Here is a 19,237-nt window from a genome sequence, read left to right on the forward strand (position 1 = left end):
TTTGCGCGACATACTCTAATACTGACTTTTGCGCGCATACCATAGTTTGATCGCTGCAGAACCTGACAATTCGTCGGGCTGCGCGAAGCCGTGGTCCGGTGTCGCGTTGGTGTGGAACCTGAACAATGCGCTGCAGAAGGGAAGGACTGCGTTTATGGCTGATAATCTTGGCGCAGTCGCGTTGCGGGCTTGATGGCGCGCGCGTTGGACGTTGCGCACCGTGGCGGGGGCGGCCCACGCTTGCCGCGATGTGCTCAGGCGTTGGTCAGGGCATTGCCATCGCCCTTGAACACGCCCGACCCTGCGCCCGATTTAGCCTGATCTGCGATTAGGCAATCACCACATATGATCACTTTTATGTCGGAAAAATCAGGCATCATATGCGTCTACCGGCGAATTGCGCGCCCGGCACTTCTGCGACGAAAGGACCCTATCGCGTGACATACGGACTTACCCCCGAACAAGCCGAACTGGCGCAGGCCGTGCGCCGCTTCGCAACAGGCACCTTGGCCGAAGGTGCCTTGGCGCGGGCGCATTCGCGTGACTACCCATGGGATATTGCGCAGAAACTGGCCGATATGGGCATGCTGGGAATCACCATCCGCGAAGAAGATGGCGGTGTCGGCGGCACATTGATGGACGCGGTCATCACCATTCAGGAACTGGCCATGGTGTGCCCTAAAAGTGCCGATGTGGTGCAGGCGGGCAATTTCGGGCCGATCCGCACCTTTGCTGAATTCGCTACCCCCACCCAAAAGGCGCGCTGGCTGCCCGACCTGCTGGCAGGGCGCAAGCTGATCTCCCTGGGGATGAGTGAGCCGGACGCTGGGTCCGCCGTGACCGAGTTGAAGACCAGCGCGCGGCAGGATGGCGATGACTATATCATCAACGGGTCCAAAGTGTTTTCCACCCACAGCCCGCATGCAGACCTGTTTTTGATCTATGTGCGCTTCGGGCCGGGGATCGGGGGTATTGGGTCCGTGCTTGTGGAACGTGGCACGCCCGGGTTCACCATAGGCCAGCCCGCCCCCTTCATGAGCGGCGAGGAATGGTGCCCGCTGTATTTTGCGGATTGCCGTATCCCAGTGGAAAACGTGCTGCTTGGCCTTGGTGGCTTCAAGCGCCAGATCGCGGGCTTCAATGTGGAACGTATCGGTAATGCCTCTCGGGCGTTGGCATTGGGGCGTCATGCTTATGAAACCGCGCGCCAGCACGTCGCCGAGCGGTCGCAGTTCGGGCGCCCCTTGTGCGAATTTCAAGGGCTGCAATGGAAATTCGCGGAAATGACAGTCAAACTGGAAGCCGCCCAGATGCTGCTATACCGCGCCGCACAGGACGCTGACGCCAATGGCCTGCCATCAGCGTTTGATACCGCAGTGGCAAAACTCGTCTGCAACGAGGCGGGGTTTGATGTGGCGAATGAGGCGATGCAGGCGATGGGGGCCTATGGGTATTCGACCGAGAGTCTGGTGGAGTATTGCGTGAAACGCACGCGCGGCTGGCAAATTGCCGGGGGATCATTGGAAATGCTGAAAAACCGAATTGCCGAACATGTCTTTGACCGGCGCTTCAGTCAAAGGTCGTCATGATGGCGGCGCAGATCTGGCAAAAGGCGCTGTTGCGGCCCGACAGCATTGCGCTTTTGGGTGTGTCGGATGACCCGTTGAAAACGTCGGGCCGCCCGCTGCGGTTTTTACGCGCGGCCGGATATGGCGGCGCAGTCTACGCGATCAATCCCACCCGCGCGACAGTGCAAGGCGAGCACGCCTATGCATCGCTTGACGACCTGCCAGAAGTGCCGGAACATGCGTTTATTCTGACTGGCGCCGCGCGCGCACTGGACGCTTTGGAACATTGCGAAGCGCGCGGTGTCGCGGTGGCAACGGTTCTGGCCACAGGCTTTGCCGAGGCAGGCGCGGCAGGGCAGGAAAACCTGACACGCCTGAAGGCGCTGATTGCCCGTCGAAAACTGCGTGTGCTGGGGCCGTCATCCATCGGGTTGGCCAATCTGCATAATGGCATGACCTTGACCGCCAATGCAGCCTTCGCTGAACCGGACCTGCCAACAGGTGGGCTGTTCGTGGCGTCGCATAGTGGCAGCCTTATCGGTGCGCTGATGTCGCGCGGCAAGCGCAAGGGGCTGGGCTTTGCCGGGCTTGTGTCGGTGGGCGGGGAAAGTGACCTGTCTGTGGGTGATGTGTGCATGGCCGCGCTGGATGACCCGAACGTGACGGGGTTCTTGTTGTTTCTGGAACATATGAACCATGCCGACCGCTTGCGCGATTTCGCGCAAGCCGCCGCAGCGCGTGGCAAGCCTGTCGCGGCCTTCAAGTTGGGACGTTCCGATGCGGCGGCGGAGCTGGCGCAATCGCATACAGGTGCGCTGGCTGGCGCGGATGAGGTGGCTGATGTCTTCCTGAAGGCATGCGGGATCGCGCGTGTCAGCTCCTTCGAAGGGTTGTTGGACGTGGTGCCCCTGCTGGCGCGTGTCGCGCCCACTGCCGCAGCGCGTCCGGGACGGGTGGGCGTTATCACCACCACAGGCGGCGGGGCGGCCATGGCCGTGGACCAGATGGCCGCGCGCGGGGTGGAAATTGTCCCGCCAAGTGCGCAGACACGGGCCGCGCTAAGTGCCCAAGGCATTGATCCGGGCGAAAGCCGCATTCTGGACCTGACACTTGCAGGCACCCGTTATGATGTGATGAGCGCGGCACTGAAGATATGTCGCGCCGCGCCCGAATTTGACGCCGTGCTTGTTTGTGTCGGGTCATCGGCCCGGTTCAACCCCGATCTGGCAGTGCAACCCGCGCTGGACCTGATCGATGCGCCGGGCCACCCTTTTGCGGTGTTCCTTGTGCCGGATGCGCCGGATGCTACCCGCCAGCTTGCTGCGGCTGGTGTGCCGGTTTTTGAAGACCCCGAAACCTGTGCCGATGCGGTGGCCGCAGCCCTGCAACGGCAGGTGCCCGCCTTGCCCGAACCCACTGTGGCCCCTGCAACAGTTGCACTGCGCGTTCTGGATGAAGCGCAGGCTTATGCTTGCCTGTCTGGGGTGACAGTTGCCGATTTCATAGAACTTGACACGGCAGCGCCACTGCCTGATTTGCCGTTTGACTACCCCGTTGTCGTCAAGGTTCTGGACGGTGCCATTGCCCATAAAAGCGATGCGGGCGGCGTGGTGGTCGGTGTGGCGGACCAACCCGCGCTGGCAGGCGCCATCCGCGATATTCAGGCGAATGTGGCGCGGGACCGGCCCGGTCACACTGTGGCGCGGGTGTTGGTGCAACGCATGTGCGTGGGGGTGGGCGAGGTGCTGATCGGCATGCGCCGCGACCCTCAGATGGGCGCGATTGTTGTTCTTGCGGCGGGGGGGATCTTTACGGAAATATACCGCGACAGCGTCATGCGGCTGGCCCCCGTCGATCTGGCGGGCGCGCAGGACATGATTGCCAGCCTGAAGGCCGCGCAAATCCTGAACGGGGCGCGGGGCCGTCCGAAGGGCGATCTGGACGCGCTGGCGCAGGCGGTCGTGGCGGTGTCGAATCTGGCCACCGATCCCGACATCATCGAGGCTGAAATCAACCCCCTGATGGTGCTGCCACAGGGCAGGGGCGTTGTGGCCGTGGATGCACTGATACAAGTGACGGCGCAATGATAGGACAGGTTCATTTTGAACGTGACGGGGACATTGCGGTTGTGGTGATTGACAACCCGCCCGTGAATGCGGGGTCGCATGACATCCGCGAGGGGCTGATGGCGGCCATCGCGCAGGTTCAGGCTGATGACACGCTGACCGGCGCCGTGCTGATCGGGGCGGGGGGCAGTTTTATCGCGGGGTCGGATTTGCGTGAATTCGACCTGCCGCTTGGCCCGCCGCAAATGCCGCAGGTGATCGCGGCCATCGAACAGGCGTCCAAGCCCTTTGTTGCGGCGCTGCACGGGGCGGCGCTTGGGGGGGGGTATGAACTGGCGCTTGGCTGTGATGCGCGCATTGCCGCGCCCGGCACCCTTGTCGGACTTCCCGAAACTGCCCTTGGGATTATTCCGGGCGCGGGCGGCACACAGAAATTGCCCCGCCTTGTGGGCAAGGCCAAGGCCGTCGCGCTGATTGCCAGCGCCGCGCGCGTGTCTGCGCAAGACGCGCTGTCGCTGGGCATGGTCGATGGCATTGAAGCGGGCGATCTGCGCGGCGCGGCCATTGCCACCGCGCGCAGCATGGCGGGCCGCAAACGGCGGGTCATCGATCTGCCCTTGCCCGAAAGCGGGGGGGATCTGGCGGCGGCGTGCCGCAAGGCCGCAATGCGCGCGCGCCCGCATGTGCTGGCAGCCATCGATCATGTGTGTCAGGCTGGGGATGTTCCCGTTGCGCAGGCCCTTGCACAAGAGCGCGCGACATTCGAGCATTTGCGCGTGGCGCCCGAAGCCAAGGCCCTGCGCCACATATTCTTTGCGGAACGCGAAGCGGCGCGCGGCATGGCTGGACGCACCGCCAAACCCGCGATTGTCAAGGTGTTTGGTGTCATTGGCAGCGGCACCATGGGCGCCGGAATTGCCACAGCGATCTTGCAAGCAGGCAAGCCGGTCATTCTGGTCGACACTGACAAGGCCGCACTTCAGCATGGTATCTTGCGCATAGAGGACGCCTTGAACAGTGCTGTGAAACGCGGCCGCATGGGGGCCGCCGCCGCGCAGGCCGCGCGCGCGCAATTGCAGCCCGCGTCCCATCTGGACGCGCTTGCGCCCTGTGATCTGGTGATCGAAGCGGTGTTCGAGGACCAGCAGGTGAAGGATGGTCTGTTTCAACGTCTGGACAGCGTGCTGCACCCCGGTGCGATACTGGCTACAAATACATCCTATCTTGATATTGACCGCATGGCAGCGCAAACCGCGCGGGCGGATCATGTCATTGGCCTGCATTTCTTCAGCCCTGCGCATATTATGAAATTGCTGGAAATCGTGCGCGGAACACATAGCAGCGATCAGGCCATGGCCACTGGCTTTTCGGTGGCGCGGATGCTGGGCAAGCAGCCCGTCGAGGCGCGCAATGCCTTTGGTTTTATCGGCAACCGTGTTTATGCCGCGTATCGCATGGCCTGTGAATTCATGCTGGAAGATGGCGCTTTCGTGCACGAGGTCGACACGGCCCTTGAAGCGTTCGGTTTTGCAATGGGGCCGTTTGCAGTGGCCGATCTCTCGGGCCTTGATATTGCATGGCGTATGCGCCAGCACCAAGCTGCGCGCCGTAACCCTGCGGACCGCTATGTTCATATTCCTGACCGCCTGTGCGAAGCGGGGCGGTTCGGGCGCAAAACACGCGCAGGGTATTATCGCTATGATGATGCGGGCCAGAAAGCGCGCGATCCCGAAGTCGAGGCGCTGATCACTGCGGCATCGGCACAAAAGGGCATTGCGCGCAAGGCGCTGTCTGCCGCCGAAATTCAGTTGCGCGCCTTGGCCGCCATCGTCAACGAGGCGGCGTTGCTTGTTGGCGAAGGCGTCGCCTTGCGCGCAAATGATGTCGATGTGGCGCTGGTGAATGGCTACGGGTTCCCGCTTTGGGTGGGCGGGCCGGTGCATTGGGCGCGCCAGCAAGATGCCGATGAATTGCAAGCTGCCTGTAGGGAATTCGCAAAAACTGCGGGACCGGGCCGGCGCATGGGGGATCTGCGCCTTCTGGGTGTGGAAACTGGAGGGAAAGAATGACACATCACACATCGTCGCTGGACATGCTTTGGGCACCAAGAAGCGTGGCCGTTGTGGGCGCTTCGGCAGACCCGAAGAAAACCGGCGGGCGTCCGGTCAACTACTTGTTGAAACACGGGTTTACCGGCGCAATCTGGCCCATAAATCCGCGTGTGGCCGAACTGGAGGGGCTGACCTGTTATGCCAGCGTTGCCGACCTGCCCGGCGCGCCCGATGTGGCGATTGTGCTGTTGGGGGTTGACCGCGCAGAAGCGGCAGTTCGTGATCTGGCGGCCAAGGGCTGTGGTCTGGCCATCGTGCTGGCCAGCGGCTATGCCGAGGCCGGGCCGGACGGACGCAACCGGCAGGACGGGCTGCGCAGCGCCGCGGGGGCCATGCGGCTGTTGGGGCCGAACACGATTGGTGCAATGGACCTGACGCGCGGGATTGTGCTGTCGGCCAGCGGTGCGCTGGAAGGGGACAATCTGCGCAAGGGGGGCATTTCTGTCGCATCCCAAAGCGGGGGTATTCTGGGGGCGCTGTTGTCGCGCGGTGCGGCGCGCGGCATTGGGTTTTGCAAGCTTGCCTCGACCGGCAATGAAGCCGATATCGACATCGCGGACCTGATTGCTGCCTATGCGCGCGATGACGCCACAACCGTGATCGCCGCCTATATAGAGGGGATCCGCTCGGTTGAGAAATTTCGTTCTGCCGCCAATGCCGCGCGCGCAGCAGGCAAGCCGCTGGTTGTCTATAAAGTTGGACGGTCGGAATCGGGTGCGCGTGCCGCCGTGTCGCATACTGGCGCCATGGCGGGCGAGGACCGGACCTATGACGCGCTGTTCCGGCAGGTCGGGGCCATCCGGGCCGAAACATTCAGCGATCTTCTGGACATTCCCGCCATGCTGACCAGTGCGCGCAAAATGCGTGGCAAGCGCGTGGCCATTCTGACCTCGACCGGGGGGGCGGGCAGTCTGGTGGCGGATAATTGCGGTATGCTTGGGTTGGATGTGCCGATGCTGGACCAGAAAACCGGCACTGTTCTGGCGGGTTTGCTGGGGCAAGATGTGCCCATGACCGGCAATCCCGTGGATGTGACATTGGCAGGCGTGGAACCATCCATCATGACTGCGGCCACCGAAGCCTTGCTTGCATCTGAAGGTATCGACGGTGTGGTGGTCGTGGTGGGGTCGTCCGCGCTTGCGCGGCCTGACGTGGCTGCAGGCGCAATCCGGGCTGGCGCGGCCCAAAGCGACAAACCCCTGATTGCCTATGTCAGCCCGAATGCGCCGCATATTGTCGAATTGCTGAACCGCGACGGGGTGCCCGCCTTTGCCGCGCCGGAAACCTGCGCAACGGTGCTGAAGGCCGCGTTGCCCGCCGCGCCGCAGGGCGGGGCGCTTGACATGGGGGGGCGTGTCGCAGTTCCGGACCCGTTGCCCACAGGCCCCCTGAACGAGGCAGAGGCACGCAACCTGTTTGACGCATTCGGCCTGACAGGGGCCGCAAGCCATGTGGTCCACACCCCCGAGGAAGCCCGGCAGGCCGCGCAAAAGCTGGGTGGGCCCGTCGTGCTGAAGGTGCTTTCGCGCGAGATTGCGCATAAATCGGATGTCGGCGGTGTGCGCGTTGGCCTGTCCGCGCAAGATGTCGGCCCGGCCATGTCTGCGATGGGCCAGCACCTGGCGGCGCAAAACCTGCCAAAGCCCGAAGGCTACCTTGTTCAGGCCATGTTGGGCGGCGGGATTGAAATGATCCTTGGGTTCCGCCATGACCCGCAATTGGGGCCGCTGGTCTTGTTGGGCGCAGGCGGTGTGCAGGCAGAATTGTCGGGCGACAGCACCTTGCGGCTGCTGCCCCTGTCCGAAGGCTGCGCGCGCATGATGGTTGAGGAGCTGCGCATCAAGCGCCTGTTGGAAGGGTATCGTGGCGCGCCGCCCCATGATATTGATGCCCTTGTCGCCGCGATCGAGGCAATGGCCCGCATGGGCGCAACCCTTGGCGCGCGCCTGCAAGAAGCCGAGATCAACCCGCTTTTTGTGCTGCCAAAAGGGCAGGGCGTGGCCGCTGCCGATGGGTTGGTCGTCATCGCTGGCTGAAGTCCGTCATTGCGTGCGATGAAAAACGCGAAAGACGCCCTGGGCAGAAATTACCGGGGCGTCACACACACAGGCGGTTCCCGCCACAAACACCATGCGTCGGGTGATTTTCACGATCTGGGGCGTGATCTCGACCACATCCCCAATGTTGACCGGCGCCAGAAACTGATAGTTCAGGCTGATCGTGGCCCCACGTTCTGCGCCGGCTGCCAGCCGTGCGGCCTGTCCCAGCGCGCGATCCACGAATGTCATCAGCATGCCACCATGCACGACACCATTGCGGTTGGCATGAATTTCCTGTGCGATGAAGGCAACCTGCCCCACGCCTGCGACATCGCGCCGCCACAACCCGCCGACATGCCCGATAAACCCGTCATCAGGTTCAAGATACCAGCCAGCATTTTCCAAACTTGTGCTCATAGCGAATCTTGTGCGGCAAGGCAGGCCATCAGGCAAGTCAATCTTGTGCGGCCAGAGGCATACTTTTTGTTATGCTCGCCCCAAGTTTAGACTGTTGTGCGAATTGGTCATTACACAGACACTCGGCCCACAAGAATGGGTGCCGAACCACAGGGAGGGGAAAGTGCTGGATCGCAATTACAGAGATATCGTTGCCGGTTTCGGCTTGACGGTCTTTGGTTCAGGGGCCGTCATTTACGCCTTGTCGAATTATGCCACTGGAACCGTCACCCGCATGGGACCGGGCATGATGCCTGCAGCATTGGGGGCGATGCTGGCTGTTTTCGGGCTGCTGATCGCGGTTCCTGCCTTCCTGCAGAACGGAACGAAAGTTGATGTCCGCTTCCGTGCTTTGGTGGTTCTGTCCGCAAGCATCCTGAGTTTCGCGCTGATGATCGAGGAATTCGGGCTGGTCCCGTCAGTCTTTGCGACAACGCTTATTGCAACCTTCGCGGAAGCCAAGGTCCCTGCGACACGCGCCCTTATTCTTGCGGGTGCGACGGCCTTTGTGACATGGGCCGTCTTCATTCTGGGGCTGGGGCTAAGTATTGCTGCATTCGGCTGGCCTTTCTGATGGATCTTCTTGCAAACCTGTTGCTGGGTCTTGAAACGGCAATCACGCCCACGAACCTGTTTTATTGTTTCGCGGGTGTGTTCCTTGGAACCTTCGTGGGGGTCATACCGGGCATTGGCCCGCTGGCCGCGATTTCGATGTTGTTTCCGATCACCTTCTATCTGGACCCGACCGCGGCCCTTATCATGCTGGCGGGCATATATTACGGCACGACCTATGGCGGGTCGACGGCGTCCATTTTGCTGAACATGCCCGGCGCTACATCATCGGCGGTGACCTGTCTGGACGGGTATCCGATGGCCCAGAAGGGCCGCGCCGGTGTCGCGCTTTTCATGACAACCATTGCGTCCTTTGCCGGGGGGTCAATCGGGATTGTCATCCTGAGCCTGTTTTCGCCAGTGATTGCCGAATATGCCCTGACCTTCGGACCGGCGGAATATTTCGCCCTGATGGTTCTGGGGCTGGTCGCGGCCTCGACCATCACCAACGCGACACCGTCCAAGGGCATTGCGATGGTCATTCTGGGCATGCTGATCGCAACTGTGGGTATCGACAGCCAAAGCGGGGCTGCGCGCTTTACCTTCGGGTCCATGAGTTTGATGGACGGATTCGGCATCAGCGCAATGGCAATGGGGCTGTTCGGTATTGGCGAGATTCTGAGTTCGGTGGGCACGAAACGCGATGGCAGCATCGACAGGGAAAGCACACGGTTGCGGAATATGGTGCCAACCCGGAAGGACTGGGCGCGGTCGTGGAAGCCGGGCCTGCGCGGGTCTGCGATCGGGTCGTTTTTCGGGGCATTGCCGGGCACTGGCCCGTCCATTGCCGCTTTCATGGCCTACGCGGTCGAGCGGCGTGTTTCCGCCACCCCAGAGCGTTTTGGCAAAGGGGCAATCGAAGGGATTGTTGCGCCTGAAAGCGCAAATAACGCCGCCGACCAGACGGCATTCATTCCAACACTGGCGCTTGGTATTCCGGGCAGTGCCACCATGGCGTTGATGCTGGGGGCGTTGATGGTGCATGGCATCCAGCCCGGGCCCACGCTGATTTCGCAGCAACCGTCATTGTTTTGGGGGCTGGTGATGAGTTTCTGGATCGGGAATCTGCTGTTGCTGGTGCTGAACCTGCCGCTGATCGGGCTGTGGGTGCGGCTTTTGATGGTGCCATACCACTACCTGTATCCGGCCATTCTGGTTTTTGTGTGCATCGGTGCCTATAGCGTTCGCACCAATCCCGCAGATGTGCTGATGGTGCTGGGTTTTGGGGTGCTGGGCTATTTGATGCGCCTTGCTGACCTGCCAGCGGCCCCGCTGTTGCTGGGCTTCGTGCTGGGGCCGTTGGTCGAAATGCAGTTCCGGCGCGCAATGGTGCTGGCGCGGGGGGATTTCACGGTCATTCTTGAACGCCCGCTTGCTGGCACTGTGCTGGCCCTTGCCGCACTCCTATTGATCTGGACGATGATCGGCGCGCTTCGGCGCTACCGCTACAAGGTCCGGATACGCAGATCATCGCACTAAATTGGGCGATGCAAAGGGCGCTCGATGGCTGTGCCAATCGTGCAGCGGCTGCCCGAAGGCCGCACTGGCGCAACTTCGCGTGTATTACCAAGGAGGAGGAAAGACTCATGAAACCAATCATACTTGCCGCAGTCATCGCCGCGCTGGGAACGGGCAGTGCGTTCGCCCAGCAGGACTATCCAACTGGGCCTGTCACCATGATTGTTCCCTACGGAACGGGCGGATCAACCGATACCACCATGCGCGCCCTTGCCTTGGAATTGGAGCAGATTTGGAACCAGCCGATTGTTATTGTGAACCGCCCCGGCGCCGGGTCCATGATCGGCACGACGGAGCTGACACAGGCTGCGCCTGACGGGCATACGCTGCTGATCAATACTGCCGCGATCACCACAGCCCCCGCCCTGCAAGGCGATCTGCAATTTGACCCGATCGACGATATCACGCCGATCTCGCTTCTGATCACCAGCCCATATGTTCTGGTCGGCGGTGCAAATGTCCAGTCCGAGGACTTCTCCAGCTTCATGGAAGAAGCGCAAAACCGCCCCATGTTCATGGCAACCGCCGGGCCGGGCAGTTCAGGGCATTTCATGTCGGAACTGGTGATTGCGGCTGCGGACCTTCCGGCTGATGTGGTGCATTTCGGTGGCGCAGGCGAAGCGCTGACCAATCTGATGGGGGGCCATGCAGACACTTATATTTCCACCACGCAAAGTGTGATGCCCTATGTCAATGACGGGCGCGCGAAGGCGCTGGCCGTTCTGGCACCAGAACGGTTTGCCCTGTTGCCGGATATCCAGTCCAGTGGCGAAGTTGGCGTGTCGGGCGTGGAACTGGAAGGTTGGGTTGCAATCTTTGCCCCCGGTGGCATGGAAGAAGACCTTGCAAACCGGATCAATGCCGATCTGGCTGCAGCGATGGCCACAGACCGCATGCAGGACCAGTTGATGCAAAACTATGCGATTGCAGGAAACCTGTCACCGGCAGAATTCAGCGAAGTCTATGTGCGCGACCTGCAAATATGGAAAGATCTGGCCGCTGAACGGGGCATTGGCCAGTAACGACCCCAAGGCATGAAATCCGAACGCCGGCCCGTCTTTGGGCCGGCTTTTTCAGTTTGCCGCCAACAGTCGCATTGGTTTTCCATTCAGCCAGCCATCCAGATTCTCGACGGTCTGGCCATAGAAGCTTTCAAACGTCTCTTGCACGGCATAGCCCAGATGCGGGGTTGCCAGCACATTGGGCAGGCTGCGGATGGGCGCGTCCGGCGACAGTGGTTCATGGTCATAGACATCAATTCCCGCCCCGCCAATCCTGCCGCCGGACAGTGTGTCCAACAGCGCACCCTGATCGACCAATGGCCCGCGCGCGGTGTTGATCAGCAATGCGTCGGGTTTCATGCGCGACAGGTCCACGGCGCCGATGATCCCCTTGGTGGCCGGACCAAGCACCAGATGCAGGGACACTATGTCAGCACGACGAAACAGCGTTTCCTTGTCGGCATATGTAGCCCCGCCTGCGTGTGCGCGTTCTGGCGTCAGGTTCGGACTCCAGGCGATGACATCCATCCCGAACGCCTTTGCGACCAGCGCCATGCGCGTGCCCAGCTTGCCAAGGCCCACCAGCCCCAGCGTGCGGCCATGAACCGCGCGTCCAAGGCGGGTTTGCCAGTCCCCGGCGCGCATCGCGGCAGCTTCTGCGGGCAAGTGGCGCATCAGGCCAAAGATCAGTCCCCATGCCAACTCGACCGTGGCGAACACGCCATTGCCGCTGCCATCAGTTGTCATGACGGGAATGCCAAGCGCCGCCGCAGTGGCGCTGTCAAGGGTGCGGTTCTGACGCCCTGTCGCGGCGATGGCCTTCAGGTTCGGCAATCCGCGCAGAATGTCGCCGGGCAGGTCGGTTCGTTCGCGCAACAGGCAAAGTGCATCGAACGGGGCCAGATCACGGGTCAGGCGTTCAGGGGCAATGGCCGTTGTCAGAAAGGTGACATCCGCGCGGTCGGCCAGCCGCGACCAGTCGGCAAGGCGGTGTGCGACGCCCATGTAATCATCAAGGACAGCCACCCTGACCTTGCGGCCAGTGGGCAATGGGCGGTGGTGCTGGGTCATTTGCGGTGCTCCTTGGGGTGTTTTCGGGTTTCGTAGCGCACGATCTGTCGCACGATCCATGGAATGTTCGGCATAAAAATGAAAATCCGGACAAGATGGAATGTTGTGATCAACACAACGTTCTGGCCCAGAAACTTGGCTGTCAGCGCCATTTCAACCACCCCGCCGGGGGCAGCGCCCAGCACCATGATGTGCCAATCCACCCCTGATACCACTGCAATCAGGACTGCGCTGAGTGAACACAGCGCCAATAACAAGACCGACGATACAGCGCTTACAAGCGTCAAGCGCAGGGACGATGCCACGAAGTCGCGCCGGAATGTTGCCCCAAGCCATGTTCCAAGCAAGATTTGCGCCAGCGCCAGAATATCGGGCGGATAGGGCATAAGCCCGGACCCGCTGACTGCCAGCAGCGCCGCTACGGCCATTGGTCCCAGAAAATTCGGGTTCGGCACGCGCAGGATGCGAAACAGCCACGCCCCCGCCACGCCGATCGCGGCAAGGACCAGTAACGGCAGGGGGTCGAATTGCCCCAAAGACACAGGTGTGCGCTGTGCGTCCGGCCAGCCTGACAGGGCGTATATGGTGAAAGGCAGCACGATCACGACAGATGCCAGACGCAGCGTTTGCGAGAATACCACAGGCGCGGGGTCTATGCCTGCCGCCTGCGCCATCGTCGCGGCCTCGACCGGGCTGGTTGGAACAAATGATAAAAAGGCTTGCGCCAGACTTTGCCCGGTTATGCGCGCCACCAACAGCGCAACAACGAAGATGCACAGCCCCGTCGCCAGCGCCGCGCCCACAATCACAGGCGCAAGTGCCAAAAGCAGGTCCAGCGCTTGGGGCGAGAAGGCAAGGCCCACTTGCGTGGCAACCACCACCTGCCCCAACGGGCGCAGCCGGTTTGGCACCGTGACCGATGGGGCAGGCCCCATGAAAATGATTGCCGTGACAACCAGCGGCCCTATCATCCACGGCAGCGGGGCGCCGATGCGTTCGAACGCCCATCCCCCACACCCCGAAACCGCGAACAACAGCGCAAGGCCAATGGTGTGTCGCCATCCCCCACCTGATGGTGGACGACTGGATTGGGCGGGCGATTGGGGAAATGCCATAACGTATGCTTGGCCTCGGCGGGTGGGTTAGCCATCTTGACGGTTTGTTCAAGGGGTGTTTAGCATAACCCGCGCCATAGTAGACTGGCCTGTTCCTTATCGTAGGATAAGCAAAAATTATGCAACCACGCCGAATTAACCTGCCGCTGAACCCGCTGCGATCCTTTGCCGTGGCGTCGCGCCACAAGACATTCACCGCCGCAGCGCAAGAACTGGGGGTCAGTCAGGTTGCAATCAGCCGCCAGATTGCCATTCTGGAGGATTTTCTGGATGTCAGCCTGTTCGAGCGCGGCGTACGTTCTGCCAAGCTGACAGAAGTTGGCCGCGCCTTTGGCTTAGAGATTGCGGGCCTTTTCGATGATCTGGAACGCGCAACCCAGCGGATGATCAGTCATGAAACAGAGGGCACCGTCAATCTGCGGGTTCATCCCACTGTCGCGCATCACTGGCTTATGCCGAAATTGCTGGATTTCACACGCCAGCACCCTGACATTCGCGTGCGGTTTGATACGCGGGTTGAACCACTGGATTTTCGCGGCACACATCTGGATGTTGCACTGCAATTGGGCAATGGCAATTGGCGCGACACGCGCACCCGCAAATTGTGGGACGAGGAAGTGGATGTCGTGTGCAGCCAGCGATATCTCGACTCTATCGGGGGGGTGGACACACCGCAGGATGTCACCAAGGGGGAACTGCTGCATTCGCGCTACAGGCGGCGGGCATGGGAATTCTGGGCGCGCGCGGTGAATGTAGACATGGATTTCAACGCCGGCACCGATTTTGATACATCGTTGCTGACCTTTTCTGCGGCGGAACAGGGGTTCGGGCTGACGGTTGGCCAATTGGGCTTGCTGGATGACGTCATTCGTCAGGGGCGGCTTGTCCGCCCGCTGGACATGCGTATTCCAACCGGCGCGGCGTTTTATGTCATATGGCCCACAACGGTTTCGGTCAGTGTGAAAACCAAACGGTTCATTGACTGGTTGCTGGACCAAGTGGGCCAGCCGCGCGAATTCTTCAAGTCTCGTCCGACACCACGACCCTGATCCCGGTCAGACCCGCGATTTGCCGAGCCTGACCTCTAATCAGGTATTTTCGCGCGCAACCCCTGTTAAGCTGAGTTTGAATTCGCTGACAGCAGGGGGGACACATGAGCGGTCGTCTGGACGGAAAGATAGCAATCATAACCGGCGCAGGGCAGCAACCGGGGACCACCCCGGGCAATGGCCGCGCCACCGCCCTGCGCTTCGCACAGGAAGGGGCGACCTGTGTGCTGGTTGATGTGAACCCTGATTGGGCCAATGAAACGCTGGACATGATCGGCGGGGGCGATTCAATCGTTGTCACCGCAGATGTGACAGACGAACGTGCCTGTCAGGGCATTGTGCAGCAAACCCTTCAGCGTTTTGGCCGGATAGATGTGTTGCACAGCAATGTCGGCATGTCCAAGGGCGACCGCGCAACCCCGGATCTGGACAGTGATGTCTGGGACAGGTTGATGACGCTGAACCTGAAAAGCATGTTCATGCTGTGCAAGGCCACGTTGCCCACGATGCGCATGCAAGGGGGCGGGTCGATCATCACCATTTCCTCCACCGCCTCGAAAGCGATGCGCCCGACGGTGGCCTACAAGACATCAAAAGGGGCCATCAACACCTTTACCCAGCATGTCGCCGCCGAGAATGCGAAATTCGGTGTGCGGGCCAATGTCATCCTGCCCGGCCTGATCAATACGCCCATGGCCATTGAACGCCGCGCGCAGGAATCAGGCCGCCCCCGCGAGGATATTCAGGCAGAACGCGATGCATTGGTGCCCATGGGCCATATGGGGACTGCGTGGGATGTGGCGAATGCCGCCGTGTTTCTGGCCTCGGATGAGGCGAAATACATCACTGGTGTCCTGCTGCCCGTGGATGGCGGTCTGCTGCTGAAACGGGGGTAACCAGATGACAACCAATCCCCTGATAACCCTTGCACAGGCCGCCGATTCATGGCGCAGTTGCGATATGCCCGCCCCGGTTTTGCATGACGCGCGGCGCGCGGTTCTGGACTGGTTCGCGGCCATGCTGCCGGGGTGCACCGAAGGGCCAGCCCCAGCGCTGGCGCGCGTGTTGCACGCTGCCCGTGGTGAGGGGGCTGCGATCTCATATGTTGATGGCAGTTGCGGACATGCGCGCCATGCGGCCTTGTTGAACGGGGTTGCCAGCCACACGGCAGAATTTGACGATATCTTCCGCGATGGCGGGTATCATCCCGGTAGTCCCACAATTTCGGCGGCGCTGGCGGTTGCGCAATCCGAAGGGGCCACAGCACAGGCGTTCTACCGCGCGGTCATTGGCGGGTATGAAGTGGGGTGCCGCATTGCCATTGCCCTGCAGCCCAGCCATTACCGAAACTGGCACATAACCGCGACGGTCGGCACCATGGGCGCGGCGGTGGCAACGGCCATGCTGAAGGGGTGCGGCGCGGACGGGATTGGCAATGCCATCGCCATTGCCAGCAGTTTCGCAGGCGGTCATCAGGAAAATCTGCAAGGGCAGGGAATGACCAAACCCCTGCATTGCGGGCACGCCGCCGAAGCGGGGGTGCTTGCCGGGCTTGCCGCTGCCGCAGGGGTAACAGGTTCGCCCGACAGCCTGCATGCCGCCCATGGCTATGCGGCGGCCACCAGTGACACGACCGGCAACTGGGATGCAGGGCTTCAGGGCCTTGGCGAATGGACCCCCATTTCGCGCATGACGTTCAAGAATCACGGGTGCTGCGGTCATATTTTTCCCACGCTGGACGGGTTGCGCGCGGTGCAGGCGCAGCGCCCTTTCGGCCCCGAGGACGTGGCCCATATCGCAGTGCAGGGCTATGGCCCGACAGCCGCCATCTGTGACAGGCTGCGCGTGGACAGTGCCGCCGATGCCCGCTTCAGCGTGCAATATTGCGCAGCGGCCTTGTTGCATTTGGGTGGCGTGCGGCTGGACGCGTTCACACCTGCATCGCTTGCGCGCGCTGACCTGCGGGCCTTCATGCCGAAGGTGACAGTCACTGCAGACCCCCAGATTGCCGCCGCCTATCCGGCGCGCAGGCAGGCAAGGCTTATCATAACCTTCACCAATGGTGACGTTGTCACGCATTTCCAACCTACCCGCAAGGGTGACCCGGATGACCCGTTAACTGACACCGATCTGTTTGAGAAGTTTGCCGAACTGACGTCCGGGGTACTTGACCCCAAGGTGGCGGGCGGCCTGCGCGACAGGATCATGCTGTCGGACGATGTGCCGTCGCGCGTCGCGCTTCTGCCCTGCAACGGTCCAGAACCTGATTTGCACAACCCGCAAGGATGATACCCATGAAAGATACCAGCATCCCTTCTGCGCCGCAGGCCGCGTTTATTGAAACCGAAATTCGCGGCGCAATCGCGGTGATCCGCCTGAACCGGCCAGAGGTGCGCAACGCCATCAATGACCAGATGCGTCAAGAGCTTGTGAATGCCTTTGAATGGGCGGATACAACGCCCCAGATCCGCGCCGTCATTCTGACGGGGGCGGGCAAAGGGTTTTGTTCCGGGGGCGATATTGGCGGCATGCGCGAGCGTCTGAATGCGCCACAAGACGAAGTTTCCTTCAACGGCTGGATGCGCCAGAAAAAAACCCATCGCGGCGTTGCCGTTATTCACGGCTGCACAAAACCCGTGATCGCAGCGATGAACGGTGCGGCATTCGGCCTTGGCCTTGATATGGCGATGGCGTGCGATTTCATCATCGCGGCAGATGGCGCAAAAATGTCCATGAGCTTTCTGAAGCGCGGGCTGGTTTCGGACGGGGGCGGGATGTATTTTCTGCCCCGCCGTGTCGGGCTGTCGCGGGCGAAGGAACTTATCCTGTCAGGGCGCGTGGTGCAGGCCGAGGAAGCGGTGTCAATTGGTCTGGTCGACCGGGTATGCAGCGGCGAAACATTGCTGGATGCGGCATGCGCATGGGCCGAAGAGTTAACCCAAGGGTCCCCCGCTGCAGTGGCCCTGACCAAGGCTATTCTGGACAAGACATTCGAAAGTTCGGACGAAGACATCTTTGCGCTTGGCCGGCAAGCGCAGGCAATCTGCTATTCAACCAAGGAACATCGCGCGTCGGTTGAATCCTTCCTGCGGAAAACTGACACAAATCCATAGGTGCGCTGTCACGCAAGGGCAGGGCGCATGCCCTGCATGCCCGCCCCCGATGCGCAGCCCATCGCGGGGGCGGGCCTGCAACCCGTGCGGGTTATGCGCAGGCCAGCGCGGGTTCCTTGCTGGCGCATATGGCGGGGCGCTGTGCCCGCCAGTTGGTGGCCAATTCATAGGCATGGCCTGCCCGCATCAAATCCGCTTCTTCAAAGGGGCGCGCGACAAGCTGCAGGCCCAGTGGCAAACCCTGTGGCCCAAAGCCACCACATAGCGATAGTGCAGGAACCCCCGCCACATTGAAGGGGAAGGTGAAATTGGGCTTGGTCAGATTGTCCCATCGCGGCACCTGATCAATCAGCGGCGCTTCACCGGGGTTTGATGCGGTCAGCAAGATGTCGACATCGCGCATGACCGCCGCCAGTTCCGCGCACAGTTCCCGCCGGAAACGAACGGCCTGCAGGTAATCGGCCCCCGTAACGAAACTGCCAAGGAACATACGGTCCCGAACCCGCGCTGAAAACGTATCAAGGCGCGTCATTGCCCAGTCTTCATAGGCGGCCAACCGTTCAGCGGCGGAAATCAGAAAACCGCAGGCGGACCAGTCCTGCAGGGGGGGCAAGGTCACATCGACCACAGTTGCGCCCGCACCCTCGTAAATTTTTATGGCATCGGTGATGCTGGCCTGGGTTGCTGCGGAAACCGGGTGGTCGGTTTCATGGAAATGGCGCACAACGCCAATGCGCAGCCCCCTGACCCCGCCGCCAATTCCCGAAACATAATCAGGGACGGGCCTGTTGGCGCTGGCCGGGTCGGCGGGGTCATGGCCAGCAAGGCTTTGCAACATTATGGCGCAATCCTCGACGGTCCAGCACATGGGGCCGATATGGTCCAGGCTATAGGCCGCTGGCGCAACGCCCGCGCGGCTGACCAGCCCATAGGTCGGCTTCAAGCCCGCAATTCCGCACAGGGACGCCGGCCCGCGAATGGACCCGCCCGTATCTGTTCCGATCCCGCCCAGAACCAGACCTGCCGCCACTGCCGCGCCGGTCCCGCTGGACGATCCGGCGGTAAAATGCGCAGTATTCCACGGGTTGCGTGAAGGCGGATCAGGCAGGTCAAAGGACGGGCCGCCATCTGCGAATTCATGCGTTGTCAGTTTGCCCATCAGAACGGACCCTGCCGCATCCAGACTGGCCGCGCAGGTCGCGTCCTTATCCGGTATGTTGTCGGCCAGAAAACGCGACTGGCAGGTTGTCAGAATGCCCTTGGTATCCACAATATCCTTCAGGCCGACCGGAATGCCATGCATCTGGCTGCGCGGGCCTGATGCCATGATCTCGGCCTCGGCCTTGCGCGCATCACTTAGGGCGCGGTCTTCTGTCAGGGTCACAAAGGCATGAAGCTCTGGTTCCAGGGCGCGAATGCGTGCAAGGCAGTCTTGCGTCAGTTCCACGGGGGACATGGTTTTTGCGGCCAGCGCTTTTGCGGCTGCAGCAATGGTGGGGATCTGTGACATGGGGGGGT

The 19,237-nt window shown here is 61.5% G+C and carries 15 protein-coding genes; 11 read left to right on the forward strand and 4 right to left on the reverse strand.

Annotation, left to right across the window (positions count from 1 at the left end):
- Window positions 1-437: 437 nt before the first annotated feature.
- From ACTZWY_RS02355 to ACTZWY_RS02370, 4 genes are read left to right on the forward strand one after another with little or no spacing between them, the layout of a single operon-like run.
- Window positions 438-1,589 (forward strand): acyl-CoA dehydrogenase family protein, encoded by a 1,152-nt coding sequence (locus ACTZWY_RS02355; RefSeq protein WP_444789070.1) that lies wholly within the window; start codon window positions 438-440, stop codon window positions 1,587-1,589.
- Window positions 1,589-3,655, forward strand: a complete 2,067-nt coding sequence (locus ACTZWY_RS02360) for an acetate--CoA ligase family protein (RefSeq protein WP_444789071.1) — start codon at window positions 1,589-1,591, stop codon at window positions 3,653-3,655. Before ACTZWY_RS02355 ends, ACTZWY_RS02360 begins: the two co-directional genes overlap by 1 nt.
- Window positions 3,652-5,703 carry a 3-hydroxyacyl-CoA dehydrogenase NAD-binding domain-containing protein gene (locus ACTZWY_RS02365; protein ID WP_444789072.1) on the forward strand — a complete coding sequence of 684 codons (2,052 nt, stop codon included), beginning with the start codon at window positions 3,652-3,654 and terminating at the stop codon, window positions 5,701-5,703. Before ACTZWY_RS02360 ends, ACTZWY_RS02365 begins: the two co-directional genes overlap by 4 nt.
- Window positions 5,700-7,781 (forward strand): acetate--CoA ligase family protein, encoded by a 2,082-nt coding sequence (locus tag ACTZWY_RS02370; RefSeq protein ID WP_444789073.1) that lies wholly within the window; start codon window positions 5,700-5,702, stop codon window positions 7,779-7,781. Before ACTZWY_RS02365 ends, ACTZWY_RS02370 begins: the two co-directional genes overlap by 4 nt.
- 6 nt (window positions 7,782-7,787) lie before the next feature.
- Here the strand turns inward: ACTZWY_RS02370 and ACTZWY_RS02375 are convergent, their stop codons facing one another.
- Window positions 7,788-8,201, reverse strand: coding sequence for a PaaI family thioesterase (locus tag ACTZWY_RS02375; RefSeq protein WP_444789074.1), 414 nt, complete (start codon window positions 8,199-8,201; stop codon window positions 7,788-7,790).
- A gap of 163 nt (window positions 8,202-8,364) precedes the next feature.
- Between ACTZWY_RS02375 and ACTZWY_RS02380 the strand changes: the two genes are divergently transcribed.
- From ACTZWY_RS02380 to ACTZWY_RS02390, 3 genes are all read left to right on the forward strand, one after another.
- Window positions 8,365-8,814: a tripartite tricarboxylate transporter TctB family protein gene (locus ACTZWY_RS02380; RefSeq protein WP_444789075.1), complete on the forward strand. Its 450-nt coding sequence runs from the start codon at window positions 8,365-8,367 to the stop codon at window positions 8,812-8,814.
- Window positions 8,814-10,331: a tripartite tricarboxylate transporter permease gene (locus ACTZWY_RS02385; RefSeq protein ID WP_444789076.1), complete on the forward strand. Its 1,518-nt coding sequence runs from the start codon at window positions 8,814-8,816 to the stop codon at window positions 10,329-10,331. The genes ACTZWY_RS02380 and ACTZWY_RS02385 overlap by 1 nt, the downstream gene beginning before the upstream one ends.
- Window positions 10,332-10,438: 107 nt before the next feature.
- Entirely contained in the window at window positions 10,439-11,392 is a 954-nt protein-coding gene (locus tag ACTZWY_RS02390; RefSeq protein WP_444789077.1) for a Bug family tripartite tricarboxylate transporter substrate binding protein, read from the forward strand.
- A gap of 51 nt (window positions 11,393-11,443) precedes the next feature.
- Here ACTZWY_RS02390 and ACTZWY_RS02395 read toward each other — a convergent pair whose 3' ends face one another.
- A complete protein-coding gene (locus ACTZWY_RS02395) occupies window positions 11,444-12,442 on the reverse strand; it encodes a D-2-hydroxyacid dehydrogenase family protein (protein WP_444789078.1) in 999 nt (332 codons plus the stop codon).
- Window positions 12,439-13,557 (reverse strand): AbrB family transcriptional regulator, encoded by a 1,119-nt coding sequence (locus tag ACTZWY_RS02400; protein WP_444789079.1) that lies wholly within the window; start codon window positions 13,555-13,557, stop codon window positions 12,439-12,441. Before ACTZWY_RS02400 ends, ACTZWY_RS02395 begins: the two co-directional genes overlap by 4 nt.
- A 119-nt stretch (window positions 13,558-13,676) precedes the next feature.
- Between ACTZWY_RS02400 and ACTZWY_RS02405 the strand changes: the two genes are divergently transcribed.
- The 4 genes from ACTZWY_RS02405 to ACTZWY_RS02420 all read left to right on the forward strand — a co-directional run bounded on the left by ACTZWY_RS02405 (window position 13,677) and on the right by ACTZWY_RS02420 (window position 17,719).
- Entirely contained in the window at window positions 13,677-14,606 is a 930-nt protein-coding gene (locus ACTZWY_RS02405; RefSeq protein ID WP_444789080.1) for a LysR substrate-binding domain-containing protein, read from the forward strand.
- A gap of 104 nt (window positions 14,607-14,710) precedes the next feature.
- Window positions 14,711-15,502: an SDR family NAD(P)-dependent oxidoreductase gene (locus ACTZWY_RS02410; protein WP_444789081.1), complete on the forward strand. Its 792-nt coding sequence runs from the start codon at window positions 14,711-14,713 to the stop codon at window positions 15,500-15,502.
- Between the two features lie 4 nt (window positions 15,503-15,506).
- Entirely contained in the window at window positions 15,507-16,895 is a 1,389-nt protein-coding gene (locus tag ACTZWY_RS02415) for an MmgE/PrpD family protein (RefSeq protein WP_444789082.1), read from the forward strand.
- Window positions 16,896-16,900: 5 nt separating this feature from the next.
- The gene (locus ACTZWY_RS02420; protein ID WP_444789083.1) at window positions 16,901-17,719 is read left to right on the forward strand and encodes an enoyl-CoA hydratase/isomerase family protein; all 819 of its coding nucleotides are present in this window, start codon (window positions 16,901-16,903) and stop codon (window positions 17,717-17,719) included.
- Window positions 17,720-17,810: 91 nt separating this feature from the next.
- Here the strand turns inward: ACTZWY_RS02420 and ACTZWY_RS02425 are convergent, their stop codons facing one another.
- Window positions 17,811-19,229, reverse strand: coding sequence for an amidase (locus tag ACTZWY_RS02425; RefSeq protein ID WP_444789084.1), 1,419 nt, complete (start codon window positions 19,227-19,229; stop codon window positions 17,811-17,813).
- Window positions 19,230-19,237: the final 8 nt, after the last annotated feature.

Source organism: Roseinatronobacter sp. NSM, from assembly GCF_052379845.1.
In the GTDB taxonomy this organism is placed as follows: Bacteria; Pseudomonadota; Alphaproteobacteria; order Rhodobacterales; family Rhodobacteraceae; genus Roseinatronobacter.